General features: G+C 69.6%; 17 protein-coding genes. 13 read left to right on the forward strand and 4 right to left on the reverse strand.

What is annotated here, in order from left to right:
* Positions 1 to 156: 156 nt before the first annotated feature.
* Positions 157 to 846 (reverse strand): MarC family protein, encoded by a 690-nt coding sequence (locus tag MKK58_RS19450; protein ID WP_243913941.1) that lies wholly within the window; start codon positions 844 to 846, stop codon positions 157 to 159.
* Positions 847 to 850: 4 nt separating this feature from the next.
* Positions 851 to 1585 carry a class I SAM-dependent methyltransferase gene (locus MKK58_RS19455; protein WP_243913942.1) on the reverse strand — a complete coding sequence of 245 codons (735 nt, stop codon included), beginning with the start codon at positions 1583 to 1585 and terminating at the stop codon, positions 851 to 853.
* A gap of 226 nt (positions 1586 to 1811) precedes the next feature.
* Between MKK58_RS19455 and gloB the strand changes: the two genes are divergently transcribed.
* The 9 genes from gloB to MKK58_RS19500 all read left to right on the forward strand — a co-directional run bounded on the left by gloB (position 1812) and on the right by MKK58_RS19500 (position 14088).
* Positions 1812 to 2609 carry a hydroxyacylglutathione hydrolase gene (gloB, locus tag MKK58_RS19460; RefSeq protein ID WP_243913945.1) on the forward strand — a complete coding sequence of 266 codons (798 nt, stop codon included), beginning with the start codon at positions 1812 to 1814 and terminating at the stop codon, positions 2607 to 2609.
* 145 nt (positions 2610 to 2754) lie between these two features.
* Complete coding sequence (locus MKK58_RS19465) at positions 2755 to 3498, forward strand: TetR family transcriptional regulator (RefSeq protein WP_243913947.1); 744 nt, start codon at positions 2755 to 2757, stop codon at positions 3496 to 3498.
* Between the two features lie 272 nt (positions 3499 to 3770).
* Positions 3771 to 4733: a malate dehydrogenase gene (gene mdh, locus MKK58_RS19470; RefSeq protein WP_243913949.1), complete on the forward strand. Its 963-nt coding sequence runs from the start codon at positions 3771 to 3773 to the stop codon at positions 4731 to 4733.
* 109 nt (positions 4734 to 4842) lie between these two features.
* The gene (sucC, locus tag MKK58_RS19475; RefSeq protein ID WP_243913950.1) at positions 4843 to 6039 is read left to right on the forward strand and encodes an ADP-forming succinate--CoA ligase subunit beta; all 1197 of its coding nucleotides are present in this window, start codon (positions 4843 to 4845) and stop codon (positions 6037 to 6039) included.
* 8 nt (positions 6040 to 6047) lie between these two features.
* Positions 6048 to 6932 (forward strand): succinate--CoA ligase subunit alpha, encoded by an 885-nt coding sequence (sucD, locus tag MKK58_RS19480; RefSeq protein ID WP_243913951.1) that lies wholly within the window; start codon positions 6048 to 6050, stop codon positions 6930 to 6932.
* 189 nt (positions 6933 to 7121) lie between these two features.
* The gene (locus MKK58_RS19485) at positions 7122 to 10094 is read left to right on the forward strand and encodes a 2-oxoglutarate dehydrogenase E1 component (protein WP_243913952.1); all 2973 of its coding nucleotides are present in this window, start codon (positions 7122 to 7124) and stop codon (positions 10092 to 10094) included.
* Between the two features lie 79 nt (positions 10095 to 10173).
* Positions 10174 to 11457 (forward strand): 2-oxoglutarate dehydrogenase complex dihydrolipoyllysine-residue succinyltransferase, encoded by a 1284-nt coding sequence (gene odhB, locus MKK58_RS19490; RefSeq protein ID WP_243913953.1) that lies wholly within the window; start codon positions 10174 to 10176, stop codon positions 11455 to 11457.
* 114 nt (positions 11458 to 11571) lie between these two features.
* Positions 11572 to 12972 (forward strand): dihydrolipoyl dehydrogenase, encoded by a 1401-nt coding sequence (gene lpdA, locus MKK58_RS19495; RefSeq protein ID WP_243913954.1) that lies wholly within the window; start codon positions 11572 to 11574, stop codon positions 12970 to 12972.
* A gap of 129 nt (positions 12973 to 13101) precedes the next feature.
* Positions 13102 to 14088 carry an NAD(P)H-binding protein gene (locus MKK58_RS19500; protein ID WP_279578468.1) on the forward strand — a complete coding sequence of 329 codons (987 nt, stop codon included), beginning with the start codon at positions 13102 to 13104 and terminating at the stop codon, positions 14086 to 14088.
* Positions 14089 to 14122: 34 nt separating this feature from the next.
* Here MKK58_RS19500 and MKK58_RS19505 read toward each other — a convergent pair whose 3' ends face one another.
* Together MKK58_RS19505 and MKK58_RS19510 are read right to left on the reverse strand one after the other, a co-directional pair.
* Positions 14123 to 15622 (reverse strand): CoA-acylating methylmalonate-semialdehyde dehydrogenase, encoded by a 1500-nt coding sequence (locus MKK58_RS19505; protein WP_243913957.1) that lies wholly within the window; start codon positions 15620 to 15622, stop codon positions 14123 to 14125.
* 33 nt (positions 15623 to 15655) lie between these two features.
* Positions 15656 to 16993: an aspartate aminotransferase family protein gene (locus MKK58_RS19510; protein WP_243913959.1), complete on the reverse strand. Its 1338-nt coding sequence runs from the start codon at positions 16991 to 16993 to the stop codon at positions 15656 to 15658.
* Positions 16994 to 17172: 179 nt separating this feature from the next.
* Between MKK58_RS19510 and MKK58_RS19515 the strand changes: the two genes are divergently transcribed.
* The 4 genes from MKK58_RS19515 (at position 17173) to MKK58_RS19530 (ending at position 21202) form a co-directional block, all read left to right on the forward strand.
* Positions 17173 to 17721, forward strand: a complete 549-nt coding sequence (locus MKK58_RS19515; protein WP_243913967.1) for a cupin domain-containing protein — start codon at positions 17173 to 17175, stop codon at positions 17719 to 17721.
* 234 nt (positions 17722 to 17955) lie between these two features.
* Positions 17956 to 19173, forward strand: coding sequence for an ABC transporter substrate-binding protein (locus tag MKK58_RS19520; RefSeq protein WP_243913969.1), 1218 nt, complete (start codon positions 17956 to 17958; stop codon positions 19171 to 19173).
* 154 nt (positions 19174 to 19327) lie between these two features.
* Positions 19328 to 20182: a branched-chain amino acid ABC transporter permease gene (locus MKK58_RS19525; RefSeq protein ID WP_243913971.1), complete on the forward strand. Its 855-nt coding sequence runs from the start codon at positions 19328 to 19330 to the stop codon at positions 20180 to 20182.
* 15 nt (positions 20183 to 20197) lie between these two features.
* Complete coding sequence (locus MKK58_RS19530) at positions 20198 to 21202, forward strand: branched-chain amino acid ABC transporter permease (protein WP_243913972.1); 1005 nt, start codon at positions 20198 to 20200, stop codon at positions 21200 to 21202.
* Positions 21203 to 21336: the final 134 nt, after the last annotated feature.

A 21336-nucleotide genomic window follows, 5' to 3' on the forward strand; every position in this document is an offset into this window, starting at 1 on the left:
GGGGCGGGATCGATCGCCGGCGATCGCGGCAAGCGCTGACTGGGTGGCGGCGTCGAGGAGCACGCAGACGGTCTGAGCCATTGCCCAGACTCGCATGCATCGCCCGCCTCGTGAATCCTCTGACCGCGTCAGTGCACTAGCAAAGTGTGGGTTGGATCAGCGCCCCGCCTGCGCCAGGAGCGGCCCGATCACGTCCGTGACGCCGTTGACGGTGATCTGGGTGCCGACGCAGAGGAGCAGGAAGGCGAAGAGGCGTCCGAGTACCCGCGCGCCGACGGGGCCGATCCAGGTCACCACCCGGTCGGCCGAGCCGTAGGTGAAGCGCACCAGTACGGCGATGGCCAGCGCCGCCAGGGACATGCCCACGTAGAAGCCGATCCGGTCGGGGCCGGGTGCCGGCCGGTTGGAGCCGAGCGCGATCGCCACCGCGATGGTGCCGGGGCCGGTGGTGAAGGGCAGGGTGAGGGGGAAGAACGCGATTTCGGCGAGGTTTCCGGCGGGCTCGCGCGTCGCCTCCGCCTGCTTGCGGGCTTCGCGCGCCTCGGGTGCGGTCAGCAGCGTCCAGGCCGAGGCCGCCACCACGAGGCCGCCGGCGATGCGCAGGGCGCTGAGCGAGACGCCGAAGAAGTTGAGGATCGGCGCGCCCGCCCAGAGGGCCGCCAGCATGATCAGCGCCGCGTAGAGGCCGATGCGCTTGGCGAGCTCCAGGCGCTCGCCATGCGAGTGGGCAGCCGCCACCTGCGCGAAGATCAGGGACGAGCCCACCGGGTTCACGATGGAGAACAGCGAGGAGAAGGCGAGCACGAAGCTCTGGAGCGCCGCCTCGGGGGCGATGAGGTTCAGCATGTGCTCAGCCGGGGGAGGGGGCCGGCACCAGCACGCGGGCCGGGGCGAGGCGGGTGGCCCTGCGCACCCGGCGCACGGCGACGGGCCGGTAGAGCTGCTTGGTGGCATCCACCACGTGCAGCCCGGCGAAGGGCATCGACAGGCTGGTGCCCATCCGCTCCCAGGCGCTGGCCGTGCGCAGCAGCAGGCGGTTCTCCACCGGGGGCATGTAGAGGGTCTCGGCCCAGCCCTCGGGGGAGAACTGGGTGGTCCGCATCAACCGAGCGAGCTGCGAGCGGCTGTAGGGCTGGCCGTGCCCGAAGGGCGTCGCGTCGCGCCGGGCCCAGACGCCGCGCCGGTTGGGCACCACCAGGATCATCCGCCCGCCCGGCGTCAGCACCCGCCAGACGTCCTGCAGCAGTTCGGTCGGGCTTTCCACGGATTCCAGCGCATGGACGAGGATGACCCGGTCCACCGCCGCTTCCGGCAGGGGCATCATGGTGGGGTCGGCCAGCGCCGAGCAGGAGCGTCCGCTGCCGGGCCAGTTCACCACCCCTTGCGTCGCCGGCATGAAGGCGAGCGTCCGCTCGGCGATGACGTGGACGGGGCCGAGATAGGGCGTGGCGTAGCCGAGCCCCAGCACGCGCAGGCCCGAGACCGAGCCGAGGAAGCCGTGGATCGCGCGCGCGACGATGCGGTGCGTCACGCCTCCGAGGGGGCTCGCGTAGAAGGCGCGCAGGTCTGTGACGTCGAGGCGCATGGGGCGGGTTTCGTGCGGCCGGCGCGGCGCGAAGGAACGGTGCAGGGCATCAATGGGGGCCGCCGCCCCCCGCGACAAGCCCGGATCGGCCTGGGCCGCCCAAGGAATGTGGGCCGCCCGAGGAATGGGAGAAACCGGGCGGGGGGACACGCGCCCCCTGGACCCTGCATGCGCGGGTCCCATCTCCCGAACGACCACCGATCTCCAGTCCGGCCAGGAGCCCCCCATGACCGCCCAGAGCACCCCATCGTCCCCGGCCCCCGAGATCCGCACCTTCCTCTGTCGCAGCGACAATATCGGCGTGCTCATCCGCGACCCCGCCACCGGGGCCTGCGCGGCCATCGACGCGCCGGAGGCGGGGCCCGTCCTGAAGGCCCTCGACGAGACCGGCTGGACGTTGACCGACATCCTCGTCACCCACCGGCACGGCGACCACGTCGAGGGCATCCCGGAGGTGAAGCGCCGCACGGGCGCCCGGGTGACGGCGCCCCTGAAGGCGGGCGACGCGGTGCCGGAGGTCGACGTCACGGTGCGCGAGGGGGACGTGGTCCGGGTCGGCGACCTGACGGCGCAGGTCTGGGAAACGCCGGGACACTGCGCCGATCACGTCACCTACTGGTTCGCGGACGCGCGCGTGGTGTTCGCCGGCGACACCCTGTTCACCCTTGGCTGCGGCCGGGTGATGGAGGCCGAGCCCGCCACCCTGTGGCGTTCCCTGGAGCGGTTCTCGGCCCTGCCCGACGACACGGCGGTCTACAGCGGCCACGATTACCTGCTCTCCAATGCGCGCTTCGCCCTGGCGGCCGAGCCCGGCAACGCCGCGCTCGCCGCCCGCGCGGCCGAGGCCGAGCGCGCCAAGGCGGAGGGCCGCTTCCTGATTCCGAGCACGATGGGGGCGGAGCGCGCGACCAATCCGTTCCTGCGCGCCGGGGAGCCGAACCTCGCCCGAAGCGTGGATCTCGCGCCCGGCACCCAGCCCTCGGTTGTCTTTACGGCACTAAGGGCCTGGAAGAACCAGTTCTGAGTCGTTAAAGGGGCGTTACAGCGAGGCTGGTGCTGTCATTGGCATTGGCCTCGTTGGACTTTCCGGCAGGAAGCCCGTTTCTGGCGAAGCGGACCCGTCCGGGAGGCGCCCTCCCGTCCATCCACGAGCCCCGGTGTCCGATTTGATGCAGCCGCCTGGCCCGCCCTTCGCCTTCGGGCACGAGATCGACCTCGGCCTCAATCGGGGGAGCGAACCTTCCGAGGACCAGGCGGCCCCGGAGAGCGCCGTGCGCATCACGGTGCCGCGCGTCGCCCGCCCGGCCGCCCGGGCCGCGGCACCCCTGGCCGTCGATGCGCGCTTGCTCGCCGTCGCCACGGAGCACCTGCGCCGCCTCGGGCCCAAGCGGGTCACCGTGGTGGCCGTGGCGGCCGAGGCCGGCATGACGCACGCCAACGTCTACCGCTACTTCCCCTCGAAGGACGCGCTCCTCGACGCCGTGGCGGGGCGCTGGCTGCGCGACGTGGAGGCCGAACTCGCCCGCATCGCCGATGCGCCCGATCCGGCCGACGACAAGATCGAGCGCCTGCTCACCGCGCTCGCCAGCGTCCAGCGCGAGACCCTGGCGCACGAGCCGAATCTGTTCGCGGTCCACCTCGACGCCACCGTGGCCGCCCGGCCCATCGCCCGGCGCCACCGGGTGCGCCTGCGCAGCCTCGTGGAGCGCGTGGTGGAGGAGGGCATCGGGGCCGGGGCGTTCGTGGCGCGCGACCGCGAGCGGGCCATCGCCCACATCTTCGACGCGAGCTACCGCTTCACCCATCCGCTGGCGATTCAGCACGATGCGGACCTGCCGCGCGACCTCGTGGAGGCCCGTCTCGGCGCGGTGATCCTGGCCATCCAGAAGGTGCTGCGGACCGGCACGCTCTAGATGAAGTGACAGATCGGAAATCTTGTCACTTGAGCTTTGCCGCCGAACGGCATCGCGTTGATACTCCCTAAGCAATTGCGTCGACAGAGCTTTCTTCAGCTGCGGCGCGAGGCGTGCCGCCCACGGCTTGGCCCGAACCCTGCTTTGTAACGGGTGCCTCGGTTGAAGCTCTGGGCCTTTTCGGCCACACACCGCCGCAGCAACGCGCCGGTGGTTTTACGAGCCCCGAGCGACGTGACCCGTCACTTCAGGAACGGAGGTTCATTTCCCCCATGGCACGCAGCAAGATCGCGCTCATCGGCGCCGGACAGATCGGTGGAACCCTCGCGCATCTGGCGGGCCTGAAGGAACTCGGCGACGTCGTGCTGTTCGACATCGCCGACGGCGTCCCGCAGGGCAAGGGCCTCGACATCGCCGAATCCGCGCCGGTCGACGGCTTCGACGCCACCTATACGGGCGCCAGCGACTACGCGGCGATCGCCGGGGCCGACGTGGTGATCGTGACGGCCGGCGTGCCGCGCAAGCCCGGCATGAGCCGCGACGACCTGATCGGCATCAACCTCAAGGTCATGGAGGCCGTCGGCACCGGCATCAAGGAGCACGCGCCCGACGCCTTCGTGATCTGCATCACCAACCCCCTCGACGCGATGGTCTGGGCCCTGCAGAAGTTCTCAGGGCTCCCCACCCACAAGGTGGTCGGCATGGCCGGCGTACTCGATTCCGCCCGCTTCCGCCACTTCCTCGCCGACGAGTTCAAGGTCTCGGTTGAGGACGTGACCGCCTTCGTGCTCGGCGGCCACGGCGACGACATGGTCCCGCTGGTGCGCTACTCCACCGTGGCCGGCGTGCCGCTCCCCGATCTGGTCAAGCTCGGCTGGACCAGCCAGGAGAAGCTCGACGCCATGGTCGAGCGCACCCGCAAAGGCGGCGGCGAGATCGTCAACCTGCTCAAGACCGGCTCGGCCTTCTATGCGCCCGCCGCCTCCGCCATCGCCATGGCCGAGAGCTACCTGCGCGACAAGCGCCGCGTGCTGCCCTGCGCCGCCTACCTCAACGGCGAGTACGGCGTCTCCGACATGTATGTCGGCGTGCCGATCGTGATCGGCGCGAACGGCGTCGAGCGCGTCCTCGAAGTCGAGTTCAACGGCGACGAGAAGGCGATGTTCGACAAGTCGGTCGGCGCCGTGAAGACCCTGATCGAGGCCTGCAAGGGCGTGAACCCCGCGCTGGCCTGACCACAGTGAGAAGCATCGCGCGTCGGCGGCTTTCGCGGCCGGCGCGACGGTGCCGGTGTCGTGTCCTGAACTCCCGCGCCCGGCGCCGGGACGAGGCGGAGAAACGTTCATGAACATTCACGAATACCAGGCCAAGGCGGTGCTGAAGGAATTCGGCCTGCCCGTTTCCAAGGGTGTGGCGATCTTCAAGCCGGAGGAGGCCGAGGCCGCCGCGAAGGAACTCGGCGGTCCGGTCTGGGTGGTGAAGTCGCAGATCCACGCGGGCGGCCGCGGCAAGGGCACCTTCAAGGGCGCTCCCGCCGGCGCCAAGGGCGGCGTGCGCGTCACCAAGTCCCTCGACGAGGTCAAGCAATTCGCCGGCGAGATGCTGGGCGAGACCCTGGTGACGATCCAGACCGGCGAGGTCGGCAAGCAGGTCAACCGCCTCTACATCGAGGAGGGCGCCCAGATCGAGGCGGAGTTCTACCTCTCGATGCTTGTCGACCGCGAGACCGGCCGGGTGGCCTACGTCGTCTCCACGGAAGGCGGCATGGACATCGAGACGGTGGCGCACGACACGCCGGAGAAGATCGTCACCTTCTCGGTCGATCCCGCCACCGGCGTGATGCCCCATCACGGCCGCCTCGTCGCCAAGACGCTGGGCCTCTCCGGCGCGCAGGCCAAGGAAGCGGCTGATCTCACCACCAAGCTCTACGCGGCGTTCACCGCCAAGGACATGAGCATGCTGGAGATCAACCCGCTGGTGCTCACCGGCGACGGCCACCTCAAGTGCCTCGACGCCAAGATCTCCTTCGATTCCAACGCCCTCTACCGCCACCCCGACATCGTGGCCCTGCGCGACGAGACCGAGGAGGACGCCAAGGAGATCGAGGCCTCGAAGTACGATCTCGCCTACATCGCGCTCGACGGCACCATCGGCTGCATGGTCAACGGGGCGGGCCTCGCCATGGCGACCCTCGACATCATCAAGCTCTACGGCGAGGAGCCGGCGAACTTCCTCGATGTCGGCGGCGGCGCCAGTGAGGAGAAAGTCACGGCGGCCTTCAAGATCATCACCGCCGACCCGCAGGTGAAGGGCATCCTCGTCAACATCTTCGGCGGCATCATGAAATGCGACGTGATCGCCAACGGCGTGATCGCGGCGGTCAAGGCGGTGGGCCTTCAGGTGCCGCTGGTGGTGCGCCTCGAGGGCACCAACGTCGAGAAGGGCAAGGAGATCATCCGGAATTCCGGCTTGAACGTGATCCCGGCGGACGATCTCGACGACGCCGCGCAAAAAATCGTCGCCGCCGTGAAGAAGGGCTGAGAGTACCCATGTCCATCCTGATCGACGCGAACACCAAGGTCATCTGCCAGGGTTTCACCGGCAAGAACGGGACCTTCCACTCCGAGCAGGCCATCGCCTACGGCACCAAGATGGTCGGCGGCACCTCGCCGGGTAAGGGCGGCTCCAAGCACCTCAACCTGCCGGTCTTCGACACGGTGGCGGAGGCGCGGGAAGCCACCGGCGCGACGGCATCCGTCGTCTACGTGCCGCCGCCGGGCGCGGCGGATGCGATCTGCGAGGCGATCCAGGCGGAGATCCCGCTCATCGTTTGCATCACGGAGGGCATCCCGGTGCTCGACATGGTGCGGGTCAAGCGCGCCCTGGAAGGCTCGAAGTCCCGCCTGGTGGGACCGAACTGCCCCGGCATCGTCACGGCGGGCGCGTGTAAGATCGGCATCATGCCGGCCAACATCTTCAAGCCCGGCTCGGTCGGCATCGTCTCGCGCTCCGGCACGCTGACCTACGAGGCGGTGTTCCAGACCACCAATGCGGGCCTCGGCCAGACCACGGCGGTGGGCATCGGCGGCGATCCGGTGAAGGGCACGGAGTTCATCTCCATGCTCGAACTGTTCCTCGCCGACGACAAGACCGAGTCGATCGTGATGATCGGCGAGATCGGCGGCTCCGCCGAGGAAGAGGCGGCGCAGTTCCTGGCGGACGAGGCCAAGCGCGGCCGAAGCAAGCCCATGGTCGGCTTCATCGCCGGCCGCACGGCGCCTCCGGGCCGCCGCATGGGCCATGCGGGCGCCATCATCTCGGGCGGCAAGGGCGGCGCCGAGGACAAGATCGCCGCCATGGAAGCGGCCGGCATCCGGGTCTCGCCCTCGCCGGCCCGCCTCGGCAGCACCCTCGTCGAGGTCCTGCGCGGCTGACACGCGGGAATCGCAGGCCTGCATTGCCCCGGCGTTCAGGTCCGCGACCCCATCTACGAACGAGCGACGCGAGCCCGAGCCCGCGTCTTTCCCGGTAAATCCGATCCCCTCCGCGACCCGCGCGTCAGGTGATCGGGCAGCGGGCCTCCCCGGCGGAGGACCGCGCACAGCGGCAGGATGACCCGAACGATGGCACGCCAGGACGCGCTCGAAACCTCGTTCCTCTACGGCGGCAACGCCGCCTACATCGAGGAACTGCAGGCGGCCTACGCCCGTGATCCGAACTCGGTCGACCCCGAGTGGCAGACCTTCTTCCGGTCCCTGAACGAGGACAAGGGGCTGGCGGAGAAGAACGCGGCCGGCGCGTCCTGGGAGCGGCCGAACTGGCCGATCCACGCCAACGGCGAGATCGTCTCGGCGCTCGACGGCAACTGGGCCACCGTCGAGAAGGCCATCGGCGAGAAGATCCGCGCGAAGTCCGACACCGCGTCGGCGCCCTCCAAAGGCACCGTCATCGCCTCCGCCCCCGGCATCTCGGTGGAGCAGGCGACCAAGGATTCGGTGCGCGCGATCATGCTGATCCGCGCCTACCGCATGCGCGGCCACCTCCACGCCAAGCTCGATCCCCTCGGCCTCGCCCCGCGCGGCGACCACGAGGAACTGCACCCGCAGCATTACGGCTTCGAGGAGAAGGACTGGGACCGCCCGATCTTCCTCGACAACGTGCTCGGCCTCGAATTCTCGACCATCCGTGAGATCGTCGAGATCCTGGAGCGCACCTACTGCCAGACGCTCGGCGTCGAGTTCATGCACATCTCCAATCCGGAGGAGAAGGCCTGGATCCAGGAGCGCATCGAGGGCAAGGGCAAGGAGATCACCTTCACGCCCGAGGGCCGTCGCGCGATCCTGAACAAGCTGATCGAGGCCGAGGGCTTCGAGAAGTTCCTCGACCTCAAGTACACCGGCACCAAGCGCTTCGGCCTCGACGGCTCCGAGGCGATGATCCCGGCGCTCGAACAGATCATCAAGCGCGGCGGCGCGCTGGGTGCGGAGGAGATCGTGGTGGGCATGGCCCATCGTGGCCGCCTCAACGTGCTCACCAACGTGATGGCCAAGCCCTTCCGGGCGGTGTTCAACGAGTTCAAGGGCGGCTCGGCCAACCCCGCCGAGGTCGAGGGCTCCGGCGACGTGAAGTACCACCTCGGTGCCTCGTCGGACCGCTCCTTCGACGGCAACAACGTCCACCTCTCGCTCACCGCCAACCCGTCGCACCTCGAGATCGTCGACCCCGTTGTGCTGGGCAAGGTGCGCGCCAAGCAGGACCAGCGCGCCAAGCCGACCGTGGAGCGCACCCGCGTGGTGCCGCTGCTCATCCACGGCGACGCGGCCTTCGCCGGCCAGGGCGTGGTGGCCGAGTGCCTCGGCCTCTCCGGCCTCAAGGGCCACCGCACCGGCGGCTCGATCCACTTCATCATCAACAACCAGATCGGCTTCACCACTGATCCGCGCTTCTCGCGATCGTCCCCTTACCCGTCGGATGTCGCGAAGATGGTGGAGGCGCCGATCTTCCACTGCAACGGCGACGACCCGGAGGTCGTGACGTTCGCGGCCAAGATCGCGATCGAGTACCGCCAGAAGTTCGGCAAGCCCGTCGTCATCGACATGCTGTGCTACCGCCGCTTCGGCCACAACGAGGGCGACGAGCCGGCCTTCACCCAGCCGAAGATGTACCAGCGCATCCGCAAGCACCCGACCGCGCTGGAGACCTACGGCAAGAAGCTCGTCGCCGAGGGCGTGCTCAGCCAAGAGCAGCTCGACACCCGCAAGGCCGAGTTCCGCGCCATCCTGGATGCCGAGCTCGAGGTCGCCAACAACTACAAGGCCAACAAGGCCGACTGGCTCGACGGACGCTGGGCCGGCTTCAAGGCCGTGCGCGAGGACGTGGACGATCCCCGCCGCGGCAAGACCGGCGTCGCCGTGGAGACGCTGCGCGAGATCGCTCAGAAGATCACCACGCCGCCGCCCGGCTTCCACCTGCACCGCACGATCCAGCGCTTCTTCGACAACCGCGCCAAGGCGGTGGAATCCGGCAAGGGTATCGACTGGGCGACGGCGGAAGCGCTCGCCTTCGGCTCGCTCCTCATCGAGGGCAACCGGGTCCGCCTCTCGGGCCAGGACGTCGAGCGCGGCACCTTCTCCCAGCGCCACGCCGTGGTGATCGACCAGGAGAACGAGCAGCGCTACACCTCGCTGAATTCCATCCGCGAAGGCCAGGCCAGCCTGGAGGTCATCAACTCGATGCTCTCCGAGGAGGCGGTGCTCGGCTTCGAGTACGGCTACTCCGCGGCCGAGCCCAACGCCCTGGTGCTCTGGGAGGCGCAGTTCGGCGACTTCGCCAACGGCGCCCAGGTGGTCATCGACCAGTTCATCAGTAGCGGCGAGCGCAAGTGGCTGCGCATGTCGGGCCTGACCCTGCTCTTGCCGCACGGCTACGAGGGCCAGGGGCCGGAGCACTCCTCCGCCCGCCTGGAGCGCTTCCTGCAGATGTGCGCCGAGGACAACATGCAGGTCGCCAACTGCACCACGCCCTCGAACTACTTCCACATCCTGCGCCGCCAGCTGCACCGCGAGTTCCGCAAGCCGCTGATCCTAATGACCCCGAAGTCGCTCCTGCGCCACAAGAAGGCGGTCTCGCCGATCGAGGCGATGGCGGAGGGATCGAGCTTCCACCGCGTGCTCTGGGACGACGCCGAGCGCGACGAGGAGGGCGTCAAGCTCGTCAAGGACGACAAGGTCCGCCGCGTCGTGCTGTGTTCGGGCAAGGTCTATTACGACCTCTACGACGAGCGCGAGAAGCGCGGCGTCAACGACGTCTACCTGATGCGCGTGGAGCAGCTCTACCCGTTCCCCCTCAAGGCGCTCGCGGGCGAGATGGGGCGCTTCCGCAACGCCGAGGTGGTGTGGTGCCAGGAGGAGCCGAAGAACATGGGCTCCTGGGCCTTCGTCGAGCCCTACCTCGAATGGGTGCTGGGTCAGGCCCAGTCGCCGGTCAAGCGCGCGCGCTACGTCGGCCGCCCGGCCTCCGCCTCCACGGCGGTGGGCATGCTCTCGAAGCACCAGGCCCAGCTCCAGGCCTTCCTCAACGAAGCGCTGGCGGTCTGACCGCCGGCCCTTCCCGAACCTTCTCGATCCGAGGGCGCCCTCGAGCGGCGTCCCGAACCCTCCGGACGGACACTGAACCATGGCAACCGATATCGTCGTCCCGACCTTGGGCGAATCCGTGAGCGAGGCCACCATCGGTCGCTGGTTCAAGAAGCCGGGCGACACTGTCGCGGCCGACGAGCCCCTGGTGGAACTCGAGACCGACAAGGTCACCCTGGAGGTGAACGCGCCGGCGGCGGGCCAGCTCGGCGAGATCCTGGCCAAGGACGGCGAGACGGTGGAGGCCGGCGCGCTGCTGGGCTCGATCGTCGAGGCGTCCGGCGACGCCAAGGCGGCTGCCCCGAAGAAGGCCGAAGCGCCCGCCGAGGCGAGCAAGAAGGCGGAAGCCGCGCCCGCCACCGAATCCTCGGCCGCCTACGGCAATCACGGCGACGCCGCTCCCCAGGCGACCCGCGAATCCGGTGACCACGGCCCGGCGGTGGCCAAGATGGCGCGCGAATCCGGCATCGACCCCGCGACCCTCAACGGCAGCGGCAAGGACGGCCGTGTCACCAAGGGCGACATGCTGGAGGCGACCGCCAAGGGCCCGTCCGCCCCGGCGCCGGCCCCCGCCCGGGAGGCCAAGCCCGCCGCCCCGCGCGCGCCCTCGAAGCCCGACGACGCGGCGCGCGAGGAGCGCGTGCGCATGACGAAGCTGCGCCAGACCATCGCCCGCCGTCTCAAGGACGCGCAGGACACCGCCGCCATGCTGACGACGTTCAACGACGTCGACATGTCGGCCGTGATGGCGATGCGGAGCCAGTACAAGGACATCTTCGAGAAGAAGCACGGCACCAAGCTCGGCTTCATGGGCTTCTTCACCAAGGCGGTGATCGGGGCGCTGAAGGACGTGCCGGCGGTGAATGCCGAGATCGACGGGCAGGACCTCGTCTACAAGAACTACTACCACATCGGCATCGCCGTCGGCACCGACAAGGGCCTCGTGGTGCCGGTGGTGCGCGACGCCGACGACCTGTCGATCGCCGGAATCGAGAAGAAGATCGCCGGCTTCGGCAAGAAGGCCCGTGACGGCAAGCTCTCTATCGACGAGATGCAGGGCGGCACCTTCACCATCACCAACGGCGGCATCTACGGCTCGCTGATGTCGACCCCGATCCTCAACGCGCCGCAATCCGGCATCCTCGGCATGCATCGCATCGAGGAGCGTCCGGTGGTCCGCGCCGGCAAGATCGAGGCGCGGCCGATGATGTACCTCGCCCTGTCCTACGATCACCGCATCGTCGACGGGAAGGAGGCCGTGACCTTCCTCGTGCGCGTCAAGGAGGCGCTGGAGGATCCGGCACGCCTCGTGCTCGACCTTTAAGGCCCGGCAGCTGCCGTCCGCCGGCCGCGCTCCCGCGCGGCCGGACGCTTCCGCGCGCTTCGTCCATCGATGGTGGGGCATGACCCGCCGCCCAATCCAGCGAGTCAGATTTCCATGTCCTACGATCTCGTCGTCATCGGCACCGGCCCCGGCGGTTACGTCTGCGCCATCCGCGCCGCCCAGCTCGGCCTCAAGACCGCCGTGGTGGAGAAGCGGGCCGCCCATGGCGGCACCTGCCTCAACGTCGGCTGCATCCCCTCGAAGGCCCTGCTGCACGCCTCGGAGGCCTTCGAGGAGGCGGGCAAGCACTTCGCCGACATGGGCGTGATCGTGAACGCCCCCGAGCTCGACCTCGCGAAGATGATGACCTTCAAGCAGGACGGCGTCGACGGCAACACCAAGGGCGTCGAGTACCTGCTCAAGAAGAACGGCATCGACGCCTATCGCGGCACCGCGCGCCTCGCGGGTGCGGGCCGCGTCGAGGTGCTGTCCGAGGACGGCGGCAACCAGCTCCTGGAGACGAAGAACGTCGTCATCGCCACGGGCTCTGACGTCACGAAGCTCCCCGGCGTCACCATCGACGAGACGATCGTCGTCTCCTCCACCGGGGCGCTGACCCTGGAGAAGGTCCCGGGCAAGCTCCTCATCATCGGCGCCGGCGTCATCGGCCTCGAACTCGGCTCGGTCTGGCGCCGCCTCGGCTCGGAGGTGACCGTGGTCGAGTATCTCGACCGGATCCTGCCGGGCATGGACGGCGAGGTCGGCAAGCAGTTCCAGCGCATCCTCGGCAAGCAGGGCATGCAGTTCAAGCTCTCGTCGAAGGTCACGGGCGTCGAGGTCAAGGACGGGGCCGCCACCGTCACGGTGGAGCCCGCCGCCGGCGGCGAGGCCGAGAAGCTGCAGGCCGACGTCGTGCTCGTGGCCATCGGCCGGGTGCCCTACACCGAGGGCCTCGGCCTGGAGACGGTGGGTGTCGGCCTCGACAACAAGGGCCGCATCCAGACGGACAGCCACTACGCCACCAACGTCACCGGCATCTACGCCATCGGCGACGTCATCGCCGGGCCGATGCTGGCCCACAAGGCCGAGGACGAGGGTGTCGCCGTGGCCGAGTTGCTCGCCGGCCAGTCGGGCCACGTGAATTACGGCGTGATCCCGAACGTGGTCTACACCTATCCGGAGGTCGCCTCGGTCGGAAAGACGGAGGAGGAGCTCAAGAAGGACGGCATCGCCTACAACAGTGGGAAATTCCCCTTCACCGCCAACGGCCGCGCCAAGGTGAACCACACCACGGACGGCTTCGTGAAGATCCTGGCCGACGCGACCACCGACCGGGTGCTCGGCGTCCACATCGTCGGCGCGGATGCGGGCAACCTAATCGCCGAAGTCGCGGTGGCGATGGAGTTCGGCGCCTCCGCCGAGGACGTCGCCCGCACCTGCCACGCCCACCCGACCCTGACGGAAGCCGTGAAGGAAGCCGCCCTCGCCGTGGGCAAGCGCGCGATCCACATCTGAGCGGAGAGCGGGCCGGGCCGCGCGGCGGTCCCGGCCCGGACGCGTTGACGGGGCACCGCGAATGACCGCTCACTCCCTCCGATGTCCGAGCGAACGCACCACGCCGAAACGCCAGACGCCGCAGCGGCCTTGAGCGGAGCTTCCGCGAACCGGACGCGCCCGCGGCGCGTCCTCGTTCTCGGCGGCACGGGCACGATCGGGCGGGCGACCGTGCGGGCTCTGGTCTCGCGGGGCCACGAGACCGTCTGCCTCGTCAGGCCCGGCGCCGAGGCGCGCACGCCCGAGGGCGCGACCGCCCGGGTCGCGGACGTGACCGACCCGGCATCGCTGGCGCGCGACGGCCTGCGCGGCGAGCGATTTGACGTCCTGGTCTCGTGCCTGGCCTCGCGCACCGGATTGCCCGCCGACGCCTGGGCGATCGACCACCGGGCGCAGGTGAACGCGCTGCGCGCGAGCGAGGCGGCCGGTGTGCGGCACGTGGTGCTGCTCTCGGCGATCTGTGTCCAGAAGCCGGTCCTCGCCTTCCAGCACGCCAAGCTCGCCTTCGAGGCCGAACTGATCGCGTCGGGCCTCGATTACACGATCGTGCGGCCCACGGCCTTCTTCAAATCGCTGTCGGGGCAGGTCGAGCGCGTGAGGCGCGGAAAGCCCTTCCTGGTCTTCGGCGACGGCGCGATCACCGCCTGCAAGCCGATCGGCGACGACGACCTCGGCGCCTACCTCGCCGAATGCCTCGACCGCGACGACCGGCGCAACCGCGTGCTCCCGATCGGGGGACCGGGCGAGGCGATCACGCCGCGCGCGCAGGGCGAGCACCTGTTCGCCCTGCTGGGACGCGAGCCGCGCTTCACCCATGTCCCCGTGGCGCTGCTCGACGCGATCGTGACGATCCTGGCGACCCTCGGCCGCTGGCTGCCGGCCCTGGCCGCCAAGGCCGAACTCGCGCGCATCGGGCGCTACTACGCCACCGAGTCCATGCTGGTTTTCGACCCGGCGACCGGGCGATACGATGCGCACGCCACGCCCTCGACGGGGTCGGACACGCTGTTCGACCATTACGCGCGCCTGGTCCGGGGTGAGGTGACGAACGAGCGCGGCGAGCACGCCGTATTCTGATGCCCGCGTCCGCCCGCTCCCCCGGAGGGCGCCTCTACTTCATCGTCGGCATGACGAAGTCGGCGCCGGCGCGGATGCCGGTGGGCCAGCGCGTGGTGATGGTCTTCAGGCGGGTGTAGAAGCGCACGCCCTCGGGGCCGTGCATGGCGTGGTCGCCGAACAGCGATGCCTTCCAGCCGCCGAAGGAGTGGAACGCCATCGGCACCGGGATCGGCACGTTGATGCCCACCATGCCGACTTCGATGCCGTGGGCGAATTCGCGCGCGGCATCCCCGTCGCGGGTGAAGATCGCGGTGCCGTTGCCGAACTCGTGCTCGTTGATGAGCCGGGCGGCGGTCGCGTAGTCCGGCACCCGGGTGACCGCGAGCACGGGCCCGAAAATCTCCTCCCGGTAGATCGACATCTCCGGGGTGACCCGGTCGAACAGGCTGCCGCCGAGGAAGTAGCCGCCCTCGTAGCCCTGGAGGCTGAGGCCGCGCCCGTCGACCAGGAGCTCGGCCCCTTCCGCCACGCCGGCATCGATGTAGCCGCTGACCTTGTCGCGGTGGACCTTCGTCACGAGGGGGCCCATCTCCGAATCGGGATCGGTGCCGGGCCCGACCTTCAGGGCGCGCACCTTCGGGATGAGCTTGGCCACAAGGGCGTCGGCGGTCTTCTCGCCCACGGGGACGGCCACCGAGATCGCCATGCAGCGCTCGCCGGCCGAGCCGTAGGCCGCGCCCATCAGGGCGTCCACCGCCTGATCCAGGTCGGCGTCCGGCATGACGATCATGTGGTTCTTGGCGCCGCCCAGGCACTGGGCGCGCTTTCCGTTGGCCGTGGCTGTGGCGTAGATGTACCGCGCGATCGGGGTCGATCCGACGAAGCTGACCGCGGCCACGTCGGGGTGGTGCAGGAGGGCGTCGACCGCCTCCTTGTCGCCGTTCACGACGTTGAAGACACCGTCGGGCAGGCCCGCTTCCTTGAGCCAGGCCGCCACCAGGAGGGCGGGCGAGGGGTCGCGCTCGGAGGGCTTGAGGACGAAGCAGTTGCCGCAGGCCAGGGCGACGGGAAACATCCACATCGGCACCATGACGGGGAAGTTGAACGGCGTGATGCCGGCGACCACGCCCAGCGGCTGGCGCAGGGAATGGCTGTCGACGCGGGTGCCGACGTTCTCGGTGACCTCGCCCTTGAGGAGTTGCGGGATGCCGGTGGCGAACTCCACCACCTCGAGCCCGCGCTGGATCTCCCCCTTGGCGTCGGAGAGCACCTTGCCGTGCTCGGCGGTGATCAGGGCGGCGAGTTCGTCGGTGCGGTCTTCCGCGATGCGCAGGAAGGCGTTGAGGATGCGGGCGCGGCGCAACGGCGTGGTCAGCGCCCAGTCGCGGGCGACCGCCTTGGCGGCGGCCACCGCCGCGTTCACGTCGGCCACATCGGCCAGGGCGACCCGGCCGGTCTCCTCGCCGGTGGCCGGGTTGAAGACGGGGGCGGAGCGCGTGGCCGTGCCGGCAACGGTCCGGCCGCCGATGAAGTGCGAAATCGCGGTGGGCATCGAGAATCCTGACGGACGGAGAGTCGGAAGAGTTCAGGCGGCGCGGGCGATGGCGTCGCCGAGGATCGACGCCATGGTGTCGATCTGCTCGCGCTCGACGATCAGCGGCGGTGACAGGGCGACGATGTCGCCTGTGACGCGCACGAGCAGGCCGCGCTCGAAGCAGTCGACGAAGACGTCGTAGGCCCGCGCGCCGGGCGCCCCCGGGCGCGGCGCCAGCTCGATGCCGGCGACCAGGCCGATGGTGCGGATGTCGATGACGTGTTGCGCGCCCCGCAGGTCGTGCATGGCGCTGGCCCAGTCCTCGGCGAGGTCCGCCCCGCGGGTCAGCAGGCCCTCGGCCGCGTAGATGTCGAGGGTGGCGAGGCCCGCCGCGCAGGCCACCGGGTGCCCGGAATAGGTGTAGCCGTGGAACAGCTCGATCACGGCCTCGGGGCCGTGCATCAGGGCGTCGTGGACGGATCGCTTGCAGAACACCGCGCCCATGGGCAGCGTGCCGTTGGTCAGGCCCTTGGCGGTGGTGACGAGGTCGGGCACCACGCCGAAATAGTCGGTGGCGAAGGGCGTGCCGAGACGGCCGAAGCCGGTGATGACCTCGTCGAAGATCAGCAGGATGCCGTGCCGGTCGCAAGTTTCGCGCAGGCGCTCCAGGTAGCCCTGCGGTGGCAGCAGCACGCCGGTGGAGCCGGCCACCGGCTCGATGATGCAGGCCGCGATGGTCTCGGCCCCGTGCAGCGCCACGAGGCGCTCGAGGTCGTCGGCGAGGTCCGCCCCGTGCGCGGGCAGGCCCTTGGAGAAGGCGTTGCACGCGAGATCGTGGGTGTGGCGCAGGTGGTCGACGCCCGGCAGCAGGGGAAAGACGCGGCGGTTGTTGACGAGGCCGCCCACCGAGATGCCGCCGAAGCCGACGCCGTGATAGCCGCGCTCGCGTCCGATCAGCTTGGTGCGCGTGCCCTGGCCGATGGCGCGCTGGTAAGCGAGCGCGATCTTCAGGGCGGTGTCCACGGATTCGGAGCCGGAGCCGGTGAAGAACACCCGGTCGAGCCCGGCCTCCGGGCCGCCCGGCGCGATCGCGGCGAGGCGCTCGGCGAAGTCGAAGGCCGCCGGGTGGCCCATCTGGAACGAGGGCGCGAAGTCGAGGGTGGTGAGCTGGCGCTCGACGGCCGAGGCGATGCCCTGGCGCCCGTGCCCGGCATTCACGCACCAGAGGCCGGCGGTGCCGTCGAGGACGCTGCGACCGTCCGTGGCGGTGTAGTGCATGCCCTTGGCCGAGGCGAGCATCCGCGGCGCGGCCTTGAACTGCCGGTTGGCCGTGAAGGGCATCCAGTAGGCGTCGAGCCCGGGGGCGTTGGCGGCGTGGTGGCGATCCATGGCGATCCTCCCGTGGGGACGTCTATGGACCCGGAGGAGGCGCCGATTGCGCGGACCGAACAAGTCCTTTTCTTCCCCCCGCGATGTCCTTGAAAAGATGGGGCCGGCAGAGGCAATGTCGGTGAATCCTGAACATCCCTAACAGGGCGCCCCGCCCGAGGGACGACCGAGAGGTTTCGATGAGCATCGATCTCGGCGCGCGCCTGCGCACCGTCCGCACGAGCCACGGGCTGTCGCAGCGGGCGCTCGCCAAGCGCACCGGCGTGCCGAACTCGACGATCTCGCTGATCGAATCGAACGGGGTGAACCCCTCGGTCGGCGCCCTGAAGCGCATCCTCGACGGTATTCCCATCGGCCTGTCCGAGTTCTTCGCCGTGGAGCCGGAACGCCCGCGCAAGGCGTTCTACCGGTCCGACGAACTCACCGAGATCGGCAAGGGGGCGATCTCCTACCGGCAGGTGGGCGACAACCTGTTCGGGCGCGGCCTGCAACTCCTCAAGGAGCGCTACGAGCCCGGGGCCGATACCGGACGCGTGCCCCTGGTCCACGAGGGCGAGGAGGGCGGCATCATCCTGTGCGGCCGCCTGGAGGTGACGGTGGACGCGGAGCGCCGCATCCTCGGACCCGGCGACGCCTACTACTTCGAGAGCCGCCGTCCGCACCGCTTCCGCTGCGTCGGCCCCGTGGCCTGCGAGGTGGTGAGCGCCTGCACGCCGCCGACCTTTTGAAGCTTCACCGTATGCGCGCCGGGCGGGTGATACGGCAGCCAACGCACGTATTTGTCGTCGAAGCATAGGGTCTGATCGCGATCGGGGCAAGATCTGCCCGTCCTGTTGGCTTTCGAGCGTGTTTCGCACAGGTGCAGCGCAACATGAGCCGAGCGGCTTGACGGATCAGGACAAGCACCGTCCTTTGTGCGGAGAAAGATCCTCTGCCAAAGCCCGTGATCAAGGAACGATGTTGTGCGTGATCGTCGTGCGTTTCTGAAGACCTCGCTCACGGCCGGCGCTTTCGCCGCCTCCGGACTCACGCTTCCGGGCTTGTTGCGGGGCGCACGCGCGGCGGAAGGTCCCCTGGTGATCGGGGCGCCGCTGCCGATCTCGGGGGCCTTCGCCGCCAACGGCAAGTACGCCTCGCTGGGCGCCGCCTTCGCCGCGCAGGAGGCCGGCAGCGTGCTCGGCCGCAAGGTTTCGATCGCGGACATCGACACCGAGGGCAAGCCGGCCCCCGCCGCCCGCAAGGTGCAGGAGGCGATGGGCCAGGGCACCCGGCTGTTCGCGGGCGGCATCCTCTCCTCCGAGGCCCTGGTGATGGGCAAGGAGGTCACGAAGGGCGACGGCGTCTTCATCACCACGGCGGGGGCCGACGAGATCACCGGCTCCGACTGCAATCGCGGCACCTTCCGCTGGACGGTGCCGACCTTCGGGGCCATCGCGCAGACGGTGCGCCCGCTGATCGCGCAGATGCCCCAGGCCAAGCGCTGGTACACGATCACCCCGCAATACGTGTTCGGCGAGGGCCTGCTCACCGCCGCCAAGGCGGTGTTCCAGGAGAAGGGCGTCGAGCACGTCGGCAACAGCTACCACTCGCTGGCCGAGAAGGAGTTCAGCGGCTACCTGACCAACGCCATCGCGGCCAAGCCCGACGTGCTGCTGCTCCTCAACTTCGGCTCGCAATCCTCGGACGCGCTGCGCCAGGCGGTGAGCTTCGGCCTCAAGAAGCGCATGACCATCGTGCTCGCCTGGGCCTCGGGCCTGGAGCAGTTCGAGGCGCTGGGCGCCGACCTCTGCGAGGGCGTCTATTTCGGCGCGCAGTACTGGCACGGCATCGACTCGCCCCTGAACAAGGCCCTGGTGGCCAAGGTCCGCGAGACCGCCAAGATGACGCCGAACTACTCCTTCGCGGGCTCGTACCAGATCACCAGGCTGCTCCTCGACGCGGCCGCGAAGGCCGGCGCCGCTGACGGTCCCGCCGTGATCAAGGCGCTCGAAGGCCTGCGCTATTCGGGTCTCACCGGCGAGGAGGAGATCCGCGCCGCCGACCACCAGGTCATCAAGGATTACTACCTGCTCAAGGGTAAGGCGAAGTCCGCCATGAAGGACAAGGATGATTTCGCGGACGTGATCCAGTCCGGCAAGTCGTTCCTCTCGCCCGAGGCGGCCGGCTGCAAGATGGCGTGAGGGCCCCCTCCCTCCCCCTTGTGGGGAGGGATCGAGGGTGGGGGTGGTTCCGCTGGCCTCCGAGCCCTGAGGGTCACCCAGCCACCCCCACCTCCAACTCCTCCCCACAAGGGGGAGGAGGGCCGCGTCGAGCCACACTCCGCCGGGAGACCCCGTGACCTACCTGTTCCAGATCCTGAACGGCCTCGGCCTCGGGATGCTCTACTTCCTGCTGGCCGTGGGCCTGAGCATCATCTTCGGGCTGCTGCAATTCGTGAACTTCGCCCACGGGGCGTTCTACCTGCTGGGGGCCTATCTCACCTATGAGGGCGTCGAGCGGGGCCTGAGCTTCTGGGTGGCGATGCCGCTCGCCGCCCTCGTGGTCGCGGGGGTGGCGGGGCTGACCGAGCGGCTGCTCCTGCGCCGGGTCTACAAGCTGCCCCACACCTTCCACATCCTCGTCACGGTGGGGCTCGCCCTGGTGGTGCAGGAAACCGTCATCATCGTCTGGGGACCCATCGGCGGGAACGTCGCCCCGCCGGAGGCCTTGGGCGGCGTCATGATCCTCGGTGATTTCGTCTATCCGGAGTACCGGCTCTTCGTGATCGGCTTCACGGCGATCCTGGCGGCCGGCCTGTGGTGGCTCCTCGACCGGACGCGGCTCGGCGCCATCGTTCGGGCCGGGTCGGAATCCCCCGCGAACATGGCGCTGCTGGGCTACGACACGCATGCCATCAACACCGCCGTCTTCGCGCTGGGCGCCGGGCTCGCGGGGCTGGCCGGGGCGCTCGCCGCCCCCATCCGGGGCGTCGAGCCCTTCATGGGCGTCGAAGCGCTGGGCATCGCCTTCGTCGTGGTGGTGATCGGCGGGATGGGCAGCTACGCCGGGGCGCTCGCCGCCGGCCTCCTCGTCGGCATCGCCCAGAGCCTGATGGCGACGCTTTGGCCCGAGGGCGCACGCCTCGTCATCTATCTCGGCATGGCCGGCATCATCATGGCGATGCCGCGCGGCCTGTTCGGCCGGGCCTGAGGGGGAGTTTTCGCGGTGATTCCCCTCCTCGATCGACCCCTCGTCCAGTTCGGCCTCGCGGTCGCCGTCGTGCTGATCCTGCCCGTGACCATGCGCTCGGGCACGCTGGCCAGCGAGATCCTGATCTTCGGCCTCGCGGTCGCCGCCTGCAACCTGCTGCTGGGCTACACGGGCCTCCTCTCCTTCGGCCAGGGCATCTTCTTCGGTCTGGGCAGCTACGTCGCCGGGCTCGGCCTCGTCCGGGCCGGCCTGCCGGCCCCCGTCGTGCTGCTGCTGGCGTTGGGCGGAGGCGCCCTGGTGGCCGCCGCCGTGGGCTGGGTCTCGATCCGGCGCCAGGGCGTCTACTTCGTGATGCTGACGCTCGCCTTCTCGCAGATGTTCTACTTCCTGGCCTACACCTTCAGCGGACTCACGGGGGGCGACAACGGCCTCCTCGACATTCCGCGTCCGCGCCTCGGGGGCACGGTGCTGAGCGGTCCCTGGACGTACTACGCCTTCGTCGCCGTGCTCTTCCTCGCGCTCTTCGCCGCCCTCCAGCGGGTCGCGCTCTCGACCTTCGGGCGCACCCTGCTCGCCATCCGCGACAACGAGGCCCGGGCCGGGGCGATCGGCTATCCGGTGCGCGCCTTCAAGGTCGCGGCCTTCGCGATCTCCGGCGCGGTCACGGCCTTCGCGGGCGCGCTCCACGCCATGCTGATCGGCGTCGCACCGCTCTCGAACATCGACTACCACACCAGCGAGACCCTGCTGATCATGACGATCATCGGCGGAACCGCGAACCTGTTCGCCTCGCTCCTCGGCGCGGGCGCCTACTTGCTCGCCGCCGACGCCCTCTCGGCGATCTGGCCGCGCTGGCTCCTCCTCCTCGGGCTCCTCCTCATCGTCATCACGCTGTTCCTGCAGCGCGGCCTCTGGGGCCTGATCGAGCGCGCCGTCGCCCTGGTGACGCGGGCGCCCCCGCCGGACGATCCGGCCCCCGACCGGCCGGTGGCGGCAGCGGCGCGGGAGGGTGACCGCTGATGAGGAGCCCAGTCGAACGGATATGCGCATTCCCCTCTCCCCGCCTGCGGGGAGAGGGCCTCGCCCCCCTTGTCGGGGGCGAGGCGAGCGGAGCGAAGGTGAGGGGGCGCTTCCGAAAGAGCCTGACCCGACAT

Source organism: Methylobacterium sp. J-078 (assembly GCF_022829285.1).
Classification (GTDB): Bacteria; Pseudomonadota; Alphaproteobacteria; order Rhizobiales; family Beijerinckiaceae; genus Methylobacterium.

Coding starts and splice junctions, on each gene's coding strand:
- sucC (WP_243913950.1), top strand. CDS start 4,843: ATGAACATTCACGAATACCAGGCCAAGGCGGTGCTGAAGGAATTCGGC.
- lpdA (WP_243913954.1), top strand. CDS start 11,572: ATGTCCTACGATCTCGTCGTCATCGGCACCGGCCCCGGCGGTTACGTC.
- odhB (WP_243913953.1), top strand. CDS start 10,174: ATGGCAACCGATATCGTCGTCCCGACCTTGGGCGAATCCGTGAGCGAG.
- MKK58_RS19450 (WP_243913941.1), bottom strand. CDS start 846: ATGCTGAACCTCATCGCCCCCGAGGCGGCGCTCCAGAGCTTCGTGCTC.
- MKK58_RS19505 (WP_243913957.1), bottom strand. CDS start 15,622: ATGCCCACCGCGATTTCGCACTTCATCGGCGGCCGGACCGTTGCCGGC.
- mdh (WP_243913949.1), top strand. CDS start 3,771: ATGGCACGCAGCAAGATCGCGCTCATCGGCGCCGGACAGATCGGTGGA.
- sucD (WP_243913951.1), top strand. CDS start 6,048: ATGTCCATCCTGATCGACGCGAACACCAAGGTCATCTGCCAGGGTTTC.
- MKK58_RS19465 (WP_243913947.1), top strand. CDS start 2,755: ATGCAGCCGCCTGGCCCGCCCTTCGCCTTCGGGCACGAGATCGACCTC.
- MKK58_RS19455 (WP_243913942.1), bottom strand. CDS start 1,585: ATGCGCCTCGACGTCACAGACCTGCGCGCCTTCTACGCGAGCCCCCTC.
- MKK58_RS19515 (WP_243913967.1), top strand. CDS start 17,173: ATGAGCATCGATCTCGGCGCGCGCCTGCGCACCGTCCGCACGAGCCAC.
- gloB (WP_243913945.1), top strand. CDS start 1,812: ATGACCGCCCAGAGCACCCCATCGTCCCCGGCCCCCGAGATCCGCACC.
- MKK58_RS19510 (WP_243913959.1), bottom strand. CDS start 16,993: ATGGATCGCCACCACGCCGCCAACGCCCCCGGGCTCGACGCCTACTGG.
- MKK58_RS19485 (WP_243913952.1), top strand. CDS start 7,122: ATGGCACGCCAGGACGCGCTCGAAACCTCGTTCCTCTACGGCGGCAAC.